The sequence below is a fragment of the Nonomuraea turcica genome, from assembly GCF_030718205.1.
GTDB lineage: Bacteria > Actinomycetota > Actinomycetes > Streptosporangiales > Streptosporangiaceae > Nonomuraea.
This window is the reverse complement of the sequence record NZ_JAUZQF010000004.1, coordinates 128,660-142,096: the sequence shown is the minus strand read 5'-3', so window position 1 is coordinate 142,096 and position 13,437 is coordinate 128,660. Positions and strand designations below refer to the sequence as shown.

At 69.3% G+C, this 13,437-nt stretch carries 15 protein-coding genes and 1 riboswitch; of the genes, 9 read left to right on the top strand and 6 right to left on the bottom strand.

Annotated features, from left to right (window positions below):
* Nucleotides 1-46: 46 nt before the first annotated feature.
* Nucleotides 47-682, bottom strand: coding sequence for a TetR/AcrR family transcriptional regulator (locus Q9G87_RS12560; protein ID WP_305916478.1), 636 nt, complete (start codon nt 680-682; stop codon nt 47-49).
* A gap of 26 nt (nt 683-708) precedes the next feature.
* On the opposite strand from Q9G87_RS12560, the gene Q9G87_RS12555 reads away from it, so the two are divergent.
* Nucleotides 709-945: a hypothetical protein gene (locus tag Q9G87_RS12555; protein ID WP_305916477.1), complete on the top strand. Its 237-nt coding sequence runs from the start codon at nt 709-711 to the stop codon at nt 943-945.
* A gap of 22 nt (nt 946-967) precedes the next feature.
* On the opposite strand, the gene Q9G87_RS12550 is transcribed toward Q9G87_RS12555, so the two are convergent.
* Entirely contained in the window at nt 968-1,957 is a 990-nt protein-coding gene (locus Q9G87_RS12550) for a rod shape-determining protein (RefSeq protein ID WP_305916476.1), read from the bottom strand.
* A 167-nt stretch (nt 1,958-2,124) separates the two neighbouring features.
* Between Q9G87_RS12550 and Q9G87_RS12545 the strand changes: the two genes are divergently transcribed.
* The 3 genes from Q9G87_RS12545 (at nt 2,125) to Q9G87_RS12535 (ending at nt 4,472) form a co-directional block, all read left to right on the top strand.
* Nucleotides 2,125-2,325, top strand: a complete 201-nt coding sequence (locus Q9G87_RS12545) for a DUF5302 domain-containing protein (RefSeq protein ID WP_305916475.1) — start codon at nt 2,125-2,127, stop codon at nt 2,323-2,325.
* Nucleotides 2,326-2,485: 160 nt separating this feature from the next.
* A riboswitch (cyclic di-AMP (ydaO/yuaA leader) is annotated at nt 2,486-2,620 on the top strand.
* Nucleotides 2,621-2,793: 173 nt separating this feature from the next.
* Nucleotides 2,794-3,588 (top strand): hypothetical protein, encoded by a 795-nt coding sequence (locus Q9G87_RS12540; RefSeq protein WP_305916474.1) that lies wholly within the window; start codon nt 2,794-2,796, stop codon nt 3,586-3,588.
* 44 nt (nt 3,589-3,632) lie between these two features.
* Nucleotides 3,633-4,472, top strand: a complete 840-nt coding sequence (locus Q9G87_RS12535) for an alpha/beta fold hydrolase (protein ID WP_305916806.1) — start codon at nt 3,633-3,635, stop codon at nt 4,470-4,472.
* Nucleotides 4,473-4,508: 36 nt separating this feature from the next.
* Here Q9G87_RS12535 and Q9G87_RS12530 read toward each other — a convergent pair whose 3' ends face one another.
* Nucleotides 4,509-4,817: a winged helix-turn-helix transcriptional regulator gene (locus tag Q9G87_RS12530; RefSeq protein WP_305916473.1), complete on the bottom strand. Its 309-nt coding sequence runs from the start codon at nt 4,815-4,817 to the stop codon at nt 4,509-4,511.
* A 96-nt stretch (nt 4,818-4,913) separates the two neighbouring features.
* Between Q9G87_RS12530 and Q9G87_RS12525 the strand changes: the two genes are divergently transcribed.
* Nucleotides 4,914-5,516, top strand: coding sequence for an NAD(P)-dependent oxidoreductase (locus Q9G87_RS12525; RefSeq protein ID WP_305916472.1), 603 nt, complete (start codon nt 4,914-4,916; stop codon nt 5,514-5,516).
* A 38-nt stretch (nt 5,517-5,554) separates the two neighbouring features.
* Here the strand turns inward: Q9G87_RS12525 and Q9G87_RS12520 are convergent, their stop codons facing one another.
* Nucleotides 5,555-6,763 carry a DUF4032 domain-containing protein gene (locus tag Q9G87_RS12520; RefSeq protein WP_305916471.1) on the bottom strand — a complete coding sequence of 403 codons (1,209 nt, stop codon included), beginning with the start codon at nt 6,761-6,763 and terminating at the stop codon, nt 5,555-5,557.
* Between the two features lie 22 nt (nt 6,764-6,785).
* Between Q9G87_RS12520 and Q9G87_RS12515 the strand changes: the two genes are divergently transcribed.
* Nucleotides 6,786-8,354 carry a DUF885 domain-containing protein gene (locus Q9G87_RS12515; RefSeq protein WP_305916470.1) on the top strand — a complete coding sequence of 523 codons (1,569 nt, stop codon included), beginning with the start codon at nt 6,786-6,788 and terminating at the stop codon, nt 8,352-8,354.
* On the opposite strand, the gene Q9G87_RS12510 is transcribed toward Q9G87_RS12515, so the two are convergent.
* Nucleotides 8,351-8,983 carry a class II aldolase/adducin family protein gene (locus Q9G87_RS12510; protein ID WP_305916469.1) on the bottom strand — a complete coding sequence of 211 codons (633 nt, stop codon included), beginning with the start codon at nt 8,981-8,983 and terminating at the stop codon, nt 8,351-8,353. The genes Q9G87_RS12515 and Q9G87_RS12510 overlap by 4 nt on opposite strands.
* Before the next feature lie 48 nt (nt 8,984-9,031).
* Nucleotides 9,032-9,616, bottom strand: a complete 585-nt coding sequence (locus tag Q9G87_RS12505; protein WP_305916468.1) for a TetR/AcrR family transcriptional regulator — start codon at nt 9,614-9,616, stop codon at nt 9,032-9,034.
* A 47-nt stretch (nt 9,617-9,663) separates the two neighbouring features.
* On the opposite strand from Q9G87_RS12505, the gene Q9G87_RS12500 reads away from it, so the two are divergent.
* From Q9G87_RS12500 to ngcE, 3 genes are all read left to right on the top strand, one after another.
* Complete coding sequence (locus Q9G87_RS12500) at nt 9,664-10,581, top strand: carbohydrate kinase family protein (protein WP_305916467.1); 918 nt, start codon at nt 9,664-9,666, stop codon at nt 10,579-10,581.
* Entirely contained in the window at nt 10,578-11,792 is a 1,215-nt protein-coding gene (locus tag Q9G87_RS12495; protein ID WP_305916466.1) for an aminotransferase class III-fold pyridoxal phosphate-dependent enzyme, read from the top strand. The genes Q9G87_RS12500 and Q9G87_RS12495 overlap by 4 nt, the downstream gene beginning before the upstream one ends.
* Nucleotides 11,793-11,987: 195 nt before the next feature.
* Nucleotides 11,988-13,433 carry an N-acetylglucosamine/diacetylchitobiose ABC transporter substrate-binding protein gene (gene ngcE / locus Q9G87_RS12490; RefSeq protein WP_305916465.1) on the top strand — a complete coding sequence of 482 codons (1,446 nt, stop codon included), beginning with the start codon at nt 11,988-11,990 and terminating at the stop codon, nt 13,431-13,433.
* The last annotated feature ends 4 nt before the right edge of the window (nt 13,434-13,437 follow it).

Below are 13,437 nucleotides of genomic sequence, written 5' to 3'. Positions count from 1 at the left end.
GCGCGGGCCGTCGCCCACGCCGGCTGCCCGGGCGCGGGCCGGCGTCCTATTCCGGCTGGAGGAGCTGGGCGGCCAGGGTCCCGTGGATCCACTCCTCCCACTGCTCGGGCCTCCAGCCGCGCTCCTCGACGAACTGCAGGTAGACCTCGGGACTGAGCAGCGTGTAGAGCACGTCGGCCGCGAACTCGGCCGAGACACCGGCCCGCGCTCCCGGCTTGGCCATGAGCGCGTCGGCCGCCGCCCGCTGCACCGTGTAGCGGGGATCGATGTCGTACGGCCAGAGTGCCCCCACCTCGGGATCCATCGCCGCGGCCGTGCTCAGCACCTTCATGATCGGCGCCACTCGTTCGAGCACGCCCCGCGCGCCGCGCACATGCGCCCGCAGGTGCTCTTCGGCACGCTCGGCGGCCATCGCCGCGTGGAACCACGGCCGGTCCATGGTCGCCACCGGCTCGTCGTCCCCGGCGATCGTGACGTCCACCAGCTCTTTCAGCAACGAGCGTTTGTTGCCGAAGACGAAATAGATCGTCTGCACGGCCACACCCGCTTTGTTCGCGATGTCCTGCAGGTTCGTGGTGCCGTACCCGTCGCGCACGAACAACTCCCCGGCCGCCTGCAGGATCCGCCTGCGCGTCTCCCTGGCCTTCTGCGTGCGTTTGCCGACCCTCTTGACATCCTCCATGGCTAGACCCCGCCGCCACCGAAAAGGTGCTCGCCGCACGGGCGGCCCTCATCGCCGTGCTCCGCGCCAAGATCTCCGGACCCTCGGAGGCCAAGCTGATCCGGATCGACGAACGGACCTGGGTCGACATCTGGCGCTGGGAATCCCCGGCCGACCTGGAGGCCGCGGCCGAGCTCGCGCCCACGTTGCCGGAGGCGCGGGCCGCGTTCGCCGTGGCCAATGACTCGACGGCCGAATCGGGCGAGCTGGTCGACGAACGCTAGGTTCGCCGGGCCTGGCCCGGTGTCACCTGGCGCCGCCCCTGAGCTTGGCGATCAGTCCCAGGTCGTCCACGCAGTGTCCGAGGCCGAGCGCCACGGACTCCAGGGGCCGCTCCGCCCGGCGCACCGGCATGCACAAGGCGGTACGCATCCGCCGGCACAGCCCGCGCAGCAGCGCGCCACCCCCCACCAGCACCGCACCCCGTTCCCCGAGGTCGGCCACCAGTTCCGCCGGGCAGTCCTCCACGATCCCGACCGCCGCCCGCTCGATGGTCTCGACCGGCTGCCTGGTCGCCTCATAGATCAGTTGCACCGGCAGCGCCGCCGTGCGCTCCCTGCCGGTCTCCGCGTCCCTGCCGTGGACCAGCACCTGCCGGTCCAGAGGCTTCCACTCGGAGCCCGCGCGCCGCTTGGCCGCCTCCGCCTCGCCCTCGTCGATCAGCAGTCCGTGCTCGCGCTCGACCAGGCGGGCGATCGACCTGCTCATGGCATGGCCGCCGCCCGGCACCGTGCCAGAGGCGACCACGGCCCCGTAAGACAGCACCGCGATCCTGGCCGCGTCGCGCCCGATGTCGATGACCATCCACCCGGCGCAGTCCTTGACCGGCACGCCCGCGCCGAGCGCGGCCGCCAGCGCGTGCGGGATCAGCAGGATGTCCCGCGCCTCCGCCTCGAACGCCACGTCCCGCAGCGCCGCCCGGTCGATCCGCGTGCACCCGTCGGGCAGCGCCAGGACCACCCGCGGCCGGGCGAATGGATGCCCGTGCACTTTGCGGACGAAATACCGGATCAGACGCCGGGTGAGCTCACCGTCGGCCGGCAGCCCGTCGCTGATCGGCCAGCACGTCTCGCCGGGCACGTCGACGGCCGCCGCGCCGTACCCGAGGACCTTGCCCGTCTCGGCGTGGCGTGCGACGGCCGAGGGCTCGTCCAGCACGATGCCCTTGCCCTTGACGTAGATCCGGGTGCACGCGGCCCCGAGATCCATCGCCAGGTCATGGCCGAGGACGCTCATCGCCGCTCCGGGGGGTTGGCTATCATGTCGCTTCTGCTTCCCCGGTGCGTACCAACGCAATACCAGGAACGGTTCGTCTTTGCCCAAGGCACGGCCTCAGCCCCGGTTTCGCGCCATAACCGCCGCCGTGCGAAGCTGTGATTGTCCCCAACACCATGGAGGTCCTCATGGCGGATACACCGGAGCCGGAAAACAGCGAAACTCCCGAGGACGAGATGAAGCGCAAGTTCCGCGAGGCGCTGGAGCGCAAGCGCAACCAGCACGCGGGCTCGGGCGAGGGTGGCAGGGGCGGTGACCCATCGAAGATCCACGGGGCGCACGGTCCGGCTGCGAGTAAAAGATCGTTCAGGCGCAAGAGCGGCGGCTGAGGCTGGGATTGCGAGGGGGTACGGCATGCCGTACCCCCTCTTTCTATGCCCGCGAACGCCGATCTCTGCCCGATTCGTCCCTTTACAGCCCTAGGTAGATCTTTCTGCAGATTCATGATGATTTGTTTGCGTGTGTCCGGAATACGTGGTTAAAGTGTGGGCCATTACCTAGCCGAATCCCGATAGATCGGGAACCGGGGACCCATCCCCTGGGGTGAATCCGGCCACGTGCCGGTAGGGCATCTCCACCGCCCGAACCCGTCAGCTAACCCGGTAGGCGTGATGGAGAGGACACAGCACTTGATGTACGTACCCCCAGACAGCGTCGTGCCGGCCTCCGGTTGATCGGCCCTTTTCCCAGGCTCTTTTCGCGCTCCGCGTAGTAACCCCCGTTCGGCGTTCTGCCTTGCTACGCCCTTTTTTGGGGAGCGCGTGTCCCTGACCCCTCGCAAAGGACCTCACTGCCCCATGTCTGCACGTTTTGGCCTGCGTTCCTGCGCCCTGTTCGCCACCTCCGCCACCACCGTTGTGGCCATCGCCTGCACGGCGGCCCACGCCGATTCCGACACCGAAGAGAAGATCCTGCTCAAGGGCTCTACCACGGCGTCCTATTACTGGGACGACGGATCCGGCCGCAACGGTGACACGGGCATGCCCGCCAGCGGCAAGCCCATGCAGAAAGGCCTGGCCGCCAGTCCGAGCTGGCCGCTGCTGACCGAGGGATATGTGGTCTACAAGGGCAAGAAGCTCCCCTTCTTCGTCGGTGACCGCGGCCCGGGCGTGCCTTCCAACCGTGGCATCATGCTCGACTTGGACGCCAAGACCTTCGCGGAGCTGACCGGCGGCAGGTTCAACCCCAATACGCTCAGCGTGGACGGCGTCGGCGGCCAGGGTCACATCAAGATCGACTACGTCATCACCAAGTGGGGAGACGGCGTCGGCAAGAAGAACTACCCGGTCCCCTTCTCCACCGGCGCCTGGGGCAGGAAGGACACCAACCCGGCCAAGCCTCCGAAGGTCGTGACAGAGGAGGAGCCTGCCGAGGTCAAGACCCCCGAGACCAAGTCCGCCGAGGTCGAGCCCGCTGAGGAACCCGCCGGCGGCAAGGCGGTCGCGGCTCCGGTTGGGCACCCCGTCACGCCCAAGACCGAGGCGGAGGAGTCGAGCACCGTGAGCGGCGTCCTCCTCACGGGCGCCCTGGCCATGGCCGGGGGCGGCGTGGTGCTCGGCCACAAGCGCCTGCGCAGGCTTATCAAGCGCTGACTTTACGACACGGAGACCAGAATGTCATTCTGGTCTCCGTGACCATGCGCGCAGCCGTCAACGGCATCGACATCGCCTACGAGACCTTCGGCTCACCGGCAGGACGACCCCTGCTCCTCATCATGGGGCTCGGCGCCCAGCTCATCCACTGGGACGAGGGGCTCTGCAGGCTCCTGGCGGAGCAGGGACACCACGTCGTACGGTTCGACAACCGCGACGCGGGCCTGTCCACGCACTTCCACGACCAGGGTGTCCCCCCGGCGGGGACGCCTGCGCCGTACCTGCTCGATGACCTGGCCGACGACGCCGCCGGCCTCATGGAGGCACTCGGCTGGCCCGCCGCCCATGTGGTCGGCGCGTCGATGGGCGGGATGATCGCCCAGGCCCTGGCCATCCGGCATCCCGGACGGGTGCTGACCCTGACCTCGATCATGTCGACGCCGGGCCCCGAGGTCGCCCCGCCGACCGCGGCGGCGGCCGAGGTGCTGATGGCCACGCCGCCGGCCGACCGCGACGGCGTGCTGGAGCAGGCGCTGCGCACCTGGTCCGTCATCGGCTCGCCCGGCTACGACCTGGACCGCGAGCGGATCACCGCGATGGCAGGGATGGCCTACGACCGCTGCTTCGATCCTGCAGGCACGGCCAGGCAGTTGGCCGCCATCATGGCCTCGGGCGGCCGGACGGAGCTGCTCGCCCAGGTGAAGGTGCCCACGCTGGTCCTGCACGGCGAGGAGGACCAGCTCATCCCCGTGGCGGGCGGCCAGGCCACGGCGGCGGCCATCCCCGGCGCCAGGCTGGTGACCTATCCCGGTATGGGCCACGACCTGCCACGCCCCCTCTGGCCCGACATCGTCACCGAGATCACCAAGCTCACCAGCGCCTGAACGCCCGGCGGCGGCCCGCACCGGCCTGCGGGCCGCTCAGGCCGACTTCTCGCGGCGCTGGAGTATCTCGACGATGTTCCGCTCGGCCCACTCGGCCACCGCTGCGATCGGTTCGTGTAGCGAGCGCCCGAGCTCCGTCAGCGTGTACTCGACCCGCGGCGGCACCTCGGCGAACACCTCCCGCGTGACCAGCCCGTCCTGCTCCATGGCCCGCAACGTCTGCGTCAGCACCTTGGGTGTGACCCCGCCGATCCGTGCCCGCAGCTGGGTGAACCGCATCGGCCCGCCGATGAGGCTGAGCACGACCAGCACCGACCATTTGTCGCCGATCCGATCCAGAACCACCCGAGTCGGGCAATTCATATCGAAGACATCGCCGGTATCCATAAGGTACTTATAGCACGATGAAGTAACCAGTATCCAATGGATACTCTTGCTGCCATGAAGATCCTTCTCTTTGGCGCGACCGGCATGATCGGCCAGCGCATCGCCGCAGAGCTCACCAACCGCGGGCACGAGGTCACCGGCGTCAGCCGCTCGGGTCCCGTCAAGGGCGACGTTCACGACTCCGCCACCCTGGCCAAGGGCTATGACGCCGTCGTCTCGGCCATCAGCCCGCCGCGCGACGGCACCGAGCCGGAACTGCCCTTCGTCGCCGCCTATCGCGCGCTGATCGACGGCGTGCGCGTGGCCGGCGTGCGCCGCCTGATCGCCGTCGGCGGCGCCGGCAGCCTCCAGGTCGCCCCCGGGGTCGACCTGGTCGACACGCCCGAGTTCCCGGAGATCTACAAGAAAGAGGCACTGGCCGCGCGTGCCGTGCTGCGCCTCTTCCGCGAGGTGGAGGACCTGGACTGGACGTACATCTCGCCGGCCGCCGAGATCGCGCCCGGCGAGCGCACCGGGGTCTACCGCATCGGCGGCGACCAGCTGCTGGCGGACGAGGAGGGCCGCAGCTTCATCAGCGCCGAGGACTACGCGGTCGCCGTCGCGGACGAGCTGGAGAACGGCGCACATCCGCGCCGGCGCATCACGGTGGCCTACTGAACGGAGGCGTAGTGAGCGGAGGCTTACTGAACGGTGGCCTACTGAGCGGCGTCCTCCGGCAGCAGCGCCTTCTCGTCGGGCTTGTGGACGAGCACGTTGTCCACATACGACTTCACGGCCGCCTCCAGCCCGACGTCGGCGCCCGCCTGCTCCGACAGATACCAGCGGTGGTCCAGAATCTCGTGGAACAGCTGCGCGGGCTCCAGCTTCCCGCGCAGCCCCGCGGGAATGGCCTCGACCGTCGGCTGGAACACCTCCGCCAGCCACTTGTGCGCCACGATGGCCTCGTCCTCGTGCCGGAGCCCCTTGGCCACCCGGAACCCGTCGAGGTCGTTGAGCAGCCGCCGCGCCTGGTTCTCCTCCACGTCGAGCCCGGTCAGCCGGAGCAACCGCCGCTGGTGGTGTCCGGCGTCGACGACCTTGGGCCGCACGATGAGCCGCCCGGTGCCGACCTTGCGCCGCACCATCATCTCGGCCACGTCGAAGCCCAGCAGGTTGAGCCGCCTGATCCGCTGCTCCACGCGGTGCCAGTCCACCTCCTCGATGATCTCGCTCTCGTTGATCTCGTCCCACAGGCGGTGGTAGCGGGTGACGACGTCCTCGGCGGTCTCCATGGGGTCGATGGACGGGTGCAGCAGCCCGCCCGCCTCCAGGTCGAGCATCTCGCCGAAGATGTTGGTGTGCGCCGAGTCGATGTCGGCCAGCCGCTGGCCGTTGCTGATCATCGGGTGCATCTCGCCGGTCTCGGCGTCCACCAGGTACGCCGCGAACGCCCCCGCGTCTCTGCGGAACAACGTGTTGGACAGCGAGCAGTCGCCCCAGTAGAAGCCGTTCAGGTGCAGCCGCACCAGGAGCACGGCCAGGGCGTCGAGCAGCCGGGTGAGCGTGTCGGGGCGTAGCGTGCCCGACATGACGGCGCGGTAGGGCAGCGAGAACTGCAGGTGCCTGGTGATCAGCGCCGCGTCCAGGTCGTGCTCGCGGCCGGTGACGTACGCGACCGGCTCCACGGCCGGTGCGTCGAGCCGGGCCAGGTCCCACAACAACTGGTATTCGCGCTTGGCGTAGCGCTCACTGATCTCCTTGATCGCGTACACCTTGCCCGAGAGCCGGGCGAAGCGCACCACGTGCCGCGAGATGCCGCGCGGGAGATCGACGAGATGGTGCTGTGGCCAGTCAGCGAGTGGAACGTCCCAGGGGAGGCGAATGAGGTCGGGGTCACCGAGCGCGCCAGTCATCTGCAGGGGCATTTGCTCAGGATAAGGTGCACCGGTGGACGAGTTTCTCAAGTGGTACTTTTCCGACCGTCCCGTCGTCGCCAGCTTCCTGGGAGCCGACGGCTACGATCACACCCTCGGCGATTTCACCGCCTCCGCATGGACCGCCCGCGAGAAGGAAGAGGTCCGCTGGCTCGAGCGCCTGTCGGCGACCGAGGCCGCCTCGCCCGACGACGCGATCGACAGAGATCTTGTCCTCTCGCAGCTGAGAGGCTCCATCGCGCTGGCGTCCTGGCCCGAGTGGCGCCGCGACCCCGCCGCCTACCTCTCGTCGATCTTCGGCTCCATGTACACGCCATTCCAGCGGCGCCTCAAGCCCGAGCCCGAGCTGGTGTCGTCCGCGATCTCCCGGTTAGCGGAGGTTCCCGGCGTGCTGGCGGCCTGCCGGGCGAACCTCGACCCTGATCTGGCGGCGCCGCTGCTGATCCAGCGGGGTCTCGGCCAGGCCCGCACCGGTCGCAACTTCCTCACCAAGACGATCCCCGGCATGGTCGAGGACGCCGAGCTGCGGGCCAAGCTGGCGGCCGCGGCCGAGCCGGCCGCCGAGGCGTTCGACCGGCTTGTCGCGTTCCTCGAGTCCTTCCAGTGCGGCGGTACCTGGCGGATGGGGGAGCGGCTCTACTCCACGCTGCTGCGCGAGCGCGAGCTCCTCGGGTACGGCGCCGCGGAGCTGCACGAGAAGGGCAAGAGCGCGTGGGCCGAGCTGGACGCCAGGATGCGGGAGGTGGCGGTCCGGGTCAACGGGAGCGAGGACTGGCGGGCCGCGATGGAGACCCTCATGGACGACCACCCGCCGACCTTGGCGGACATGCGGGCCGAGTACGAGGCGGAGACCCGGCGGGCACGGGAGTTCGTCAGGGAGCGGGACCTGGTCACATTCGCCGACGGCGAGGAGTGCCACGTGCTGCCGTCCGCCGAGTACACCCGGCCGATCCTGGCCGTCGCCCACTACCTCGCGCCGCCGCCGCTGGCCAGTTCGCGGACCGGCGTGTTCTTCGTGCCGTACACGCCTGACGACTTCACCCCCGAGCAGGTGCGCCAGCGCCTGCGCACCAACTCGCGGGCCCAGATGCCGTCGATCGCCGTCCACGAGGCGTACCCGGGACACCACTGGCACCTGTCGTACATGGCGGGCAACCCGCGCACGGTCAGGAAGGTCTTCCGCACGGCGTACTTCACCGAGGGCTGGGCCCTCTACGTCGAGAAGCTCCTGCACGAGCAGGGCTACTTCGACACCCCGGCCACCGAGCTGGCGCACCTGGACTGCCGGATCTTCCGCGCCGCCAGGATCGTCGTGGACACGGCGCTGCACTGTGAGGACATGTCGATCGAAGAGGCCGAGACGTTCATGGCCACGAAGGCGTCGCTCTCGCCCGGCACCGCCCAGGGCGAGGTGAACCGCTACTGCGCGTGGCCCACGCAGGCGCCCTCCTACCTCACTGGCGCCATCGAGATCGACCGCATCCGCGCGTCGTTCCAGGGCACGCTGAAGGAGTTCCACGACAAGATCGCCGGATCCGGCGGCCTGCCGCTGGGCCTGGCCGAGCAGGCGGCCCTGGCCTAGCGCCGGGGGAAGTGCGGGGGGTTGAGCGCGCGTTCGACCACCGCTGCCAGCTGCTCCTCCGTCAGGATGGTGGGCTTGCCCACGCCGAGGCCGCGGACGTAGACCTCGCAGAGCCACTCGAGCAGCCGGGTGGCCTCGAACGCCTGCTCCAGCGTCGCCCCGATGGTCACCCCGCCGTGGTTGGCCATCAGGGCGGCCTGCTTGCCCTCCATCGCCGCCCGCACGTTGGCGGCCAGCTCCGGCGTGCCGTACGTGGCGTACTCGGCGACCTTGACCACGCCGCCCAGCAGCAGCGCGTTGTAGTGCACCGGCGGCAGCTCGGTCATGGTGGTCGCCACGACGGTCCCGAAGACCGAGTGCGTGTGCACGACGGCCTGCGCGTCGGTGGTCTCATAGACGGCCAGATGCATGGGCGTCTCACTCGACGGCTGCAGCTCGCCCTCCACCAGATAACCCTCGACGTCCACGATGGGGCACATCTCCGGGGCGAGCCGGTCCAGCGCTGCCCCTGACGGGGTCACCGCGACCAGGTCGCCCTGGCGGACGCTCAGGTTGCCCGAGGTGCCGATGACCAGGCCGAGCTCGACGGCGCGCCGGCCGTACTCGCACAGCTGCTCGCGGAGGCTCATACGCTGGCAATGTAGTCGGTCGTCCGAAATACAGCAATCAAAGGCGGATCACAGGCGGTCGAGTGCCTGCAGCATGAGCCGCTCGAGGTCGATGCGGGTCAGCCGGCCCGGGTAGAGCAGCAGGTGCAGGCTGAGGCCGTCGACCAGGGCGAGCAGGTGCTCGGTCAGGTCGTCGAGGTTGTCGTCCGCTCGCAGCTCGCCTGCCGCGCGGGCCTGGCCCAGCAGCTCGCGTACGGCGGCCCGCAGCTCGGCCGCCTCCGCCCGCTGCACCTCGGCCAGCCGCTCCGAGGCCAGGCTCCGGCTCCAGAAGCTGACCTCCAGCCGGGACTCCTGGGTACGGTCGGCGTCCAGCGGCAGGTTGTCCAGCAGCAGCTCACGCAGGGCCGCCAGCCCCGTCACGCCCGCCACCTTGCGCGTCAGCCGCGCCCTTATACGCTCGTGCGACTCGCGCAGCGCCGACAGCAGGATCTCGTCCTTGTCGGCGAAGTAGTGGGCGAGCACCCCGTTGGAGTAGCCGGCCTCCTTGGCGATGGCCCTGGTGGTGGCGGCGTCGATGCCGTCCCTGACGATCACCCGGCGCGCCGCCGACAACAGCTCGCGCCTGCGCTCGTCATGATCGACGATCTTCGGCATCGGTCGCCTCCATTGACTTTTTATTCGGACGTCTGTCTATTTAGACTATGACCGTCGCCACCGTCGGCGTCCACATCGCCGACATCCTTGCCAGGCCCATCGATCACATTCCCGAGGGCCAGGACACCGTGCTGGTCGACCAGATCCGCCTCACCGCCGCGGGCACCGCCGCCGGCACGGCGGTCGATCTGGTCAAGCTGGGCAACGACGTGGTCACGATGGGCGCCATCGGCGACGACGAGCTCGGCGACTTCCTGCTGATGGTGCTGGCCAAACGGGGGGTGGACACCTCGTGCCTGGCCCGCAGGGAAGGCGAGCAGACGGCCGCCTCGATCCTGCCCATCAGGCCCGACGGCGGACGGCCCAGCTTCCACGTGCCCGGCGCGAACCTCTCCGTGACGTATGCCGACCTGGACGTCAGCGTGCTGCGTGGCGCGCGGGCGATCCACCTGGGCGGCATGGACGTCACGTTCGGCCTGGGAGACCCGGCCTTCTTCGCACTCCTGGACGAGGTACGGGCCGCCGGGACCATCGTCACCATGGACGTCCTGTCGGAGATGGCCGACTTACTGGGCATGGCCCGCGCCTTCCTCCCGCACGTGGACTACGTCCTGCCGAACGAGTCCCAGGCCCTCCTCATGACCGGGGCCACGGACCTCGAGACCGCGGCCGCGACGCTGCTGGCCGACGGACCGCGCGGCGTCCTCATCACCCTCGGCGAGGAAGGCAGCCTCGTGGTCACCTCCGCGGGATCCGAACGGGTGCCCGCCCTCAAGACGGACGTGGTGGACACGACCGGCTGCGGCGACGCGTACTGTGCGGGTTTCCTCACCGGCCTCCTCCACGACCAGGACGTCCTGACGGCCGCACGATGGGGCACGGCCGCCGCCGCCCGCGTCGCCACCGGCCTCGGCTCGGACGCCGGCCTCACCGACCTCGACTCGACTCTAGGGATGCTCACGTGAACGACGCCGAACTCCGCCGGCGCGCCGCGAAGGTCGTGCCCGGCGGCATGTACGGGCACCTCAACGCCGCCCTCTTCGCCCCCGGCTTCCCGCAGTTCTTCGAGCGCGGCGAAGGATGCCGCCAGTGGGACGTGAACGGCCGCGAGTACATCGACTTCATGTGCAGCTGGGGACCCATCGTGCTCGGGCACCGGCATCCGCGCGTGGAGGAGGCGGCCGCCCGCCAGGCCGCGCTCGGCGACTGCCTCAACGGCCCCGGTCCGATCATGGTGGAGCTGGCCGAGCTGCTCGTGGACACCGTCCCCAGTGCCGACTGGGCGATGTTCTCCAAGAACGGCACCGACGCCACCACGCAGGCGTTGATGGTCGCCAGGGCCGCGACCGGGCGCACCAAGGTCCTGATGGCCCACGGCGCTTACCACGGCGCCGACCCCTGGTGCACGCCCTCGCTGGCGGGCACGACGCCGAACGAGCGGGCCGACCTGGTCGAGTTCACCTACAACTCGCTTGAGTCGCTGGAGGCCGCGGCGGCCACCGTGGAGGGCGACGTGGCGGCGATCATCGTGACGCCGTTCAAGCACGACGCGTTCGAGGACCAGGAGCTGGTCGAGCCGGCCTTCGCCCGCGGTGCGCGCGCCCTGGCCGACCAGCTGGGGGCGGCGCTGGTGATCGACGACGTGCGCGCCGGCTTCCGCATCGACCTGCGAGGCTCGTGGGAGCCCTATGGGGTGCGGCCCGACCTGACGGCCTGGTCCAAGGCCATGGCGAACGGCTACCCGATCGCCGCCGTCACCGGCACCGACGCGCTGCGCGGGCCCGCGCAGACCTTGTACTCGACCGGCTCGTTCTGGTTCTCGGCGGTCTCGATGGCGGCGGCCAAGGCCACCATCGAGACCCTGCGCGACACGGACGGCATCGCCGCCATGGAGCGCGCGGGCACGCTCCTGCGTGAGGGCCTGAACGAGCAGGCCAAGTCCCACGGCTTCGTGGTGAACCAGACGGGACCGGTCACGATCCCGTGGCTCAGCTTCGACGGCGACGCGGATCTGTCGGTCGCCATGTACTGGAGCGACGCCTGCCTGCGGCACGGCGTCTACCTGCACCCGTGGCACAACTGGTTCATGTCGGCCGCGCACACGGCCGACGACGTCGCCAGGGCATTGGAGGGCACCGACCAGGCCTTCGCCGAGACTCGGGCACACTTCGGCTGAGGCCGGTCCTGACGTGCCGTCGGCTCTTGCCCTCTTCGCCCAGGTAGACGATGCTGTCGTCTACCTCCAGGTCACGGCCGTGCCGCCCGCGGTCACGGCGAGGTCACGGCTCCATCTCGGACCTTGACGCAGGCCAGCGGCCGTTCGTACCTTTCGGGCAAACGTTTAGGAAACTTTCCTAATTCGGGAGCCTTCATGACCCACCCGGGCGAAATCACGCGACGCCAACTGCTCCGCCGCATCGGCATGACCGCGTTCGTGGCCGGTCCCGGCGCGGGCCTGCTGAGCGCCTGCGCCACCGCCGGCACGGGCAGCGACCCCACGGCCGCCCCGGCGACCTCGATCGCCGCCTCCGCCGACCCCAAGAACCCCTTCGGCGTCGACGCCAAGAAACCGCTCGAAGTGGTCATCTTCAGCGGCGGGTACGGCGACGCCTACGCGAAGGACCTGCACGAGGAGCTCTACAAGAAGGCGTTCGCCGGGGTGTCGATCAAGCACACCGCCACCCAGCAGATCGGCACCCAGCTCCGCCCCCGTTTCGTCGGCGGCGACGCTCCCGACGTGCTCAACAACTCAGGCCCCGAGGCGATGGACCTGGTGGCGCTGGCCGCCGAGGGCCACCTGGCGGATCTGGCTCCGCTGTTCGACGCGCCGTCGGTGGACGAGCCGGGCAAGAAGGTGCGCGACACCATCACGCCGGCCGTGCTCGACAACGCCAAGATCGACGGCAAGGACCTGGTGCTGAACTACACCGTGTCCCACCGCGCGCTCTGGTACAACGCCAAGCTGTTCGAGTCGAGGGGATGGGCGGTCCCGAAGACGTGGGCCGAGTTCACGGCGCTGGGGGAGACCGCGAAGAAGGACGGCATCCTGCTGTTCGCCTACCCCGGCCAGAAGGGCCCGTACTACCAGCTGTGGAACGTGCTCTACACCGCCGCCAAGATCGGCGGCAACAAGGTGATCATCGACCTGGACAACTTGGTGGACAACGCCTGGAACGCCGAGCCGGTGAAGCAGGCGGTCACGGCGTGGGCCGACGTCCAGGCGAAATATGGCGACAAGGCATACTTCGGTCTCGACCATACGCAGACCCAGATCAAGCACCTGCAGAACGAGGTGTTGTTCTACCCGGTCGGGTCCTGGATCGAGAACGAGATGACCAAGGACATCCCGCTGGACTTCCAATACGCCATCGCCCCCATTCCCGACGTCACCGCCGCCGACAAGATGCCGTACGGCGCCATCCAGGTCGGCGTCGGCGAGAACTTCGTCGTCGCCGCCAAGGGCAAGAACCCGCGGGGAGGCCTCGAATACCTGCGCATCATGCTCTCCAAGGAAGGCGCGAAGGGCTTCACTGAGAAGACCAAGAACCTCACCGTGGTGAACGGCGCCGCCGAGGGCGTGGACCTGCCCGCCGGCCTGAAGAGCGCGGCCAAGGCCCAGGACGCGGCCGGTGAGAACATCATCACCGACGCCCGTTTCGAAGGCTGGTACAAAGAGCTCTTCGACTACGGGACCGAGCAGATCAACGTGGTCATGGCCGGGCGGATCACGCCGGAGAAGTTCTGCGCCAACATGCAGAAGAAAGCCGACGCCATCAAGAAGGACGACGCCGTCGCCAAGCAGACGCGGAGCCAATAGCACG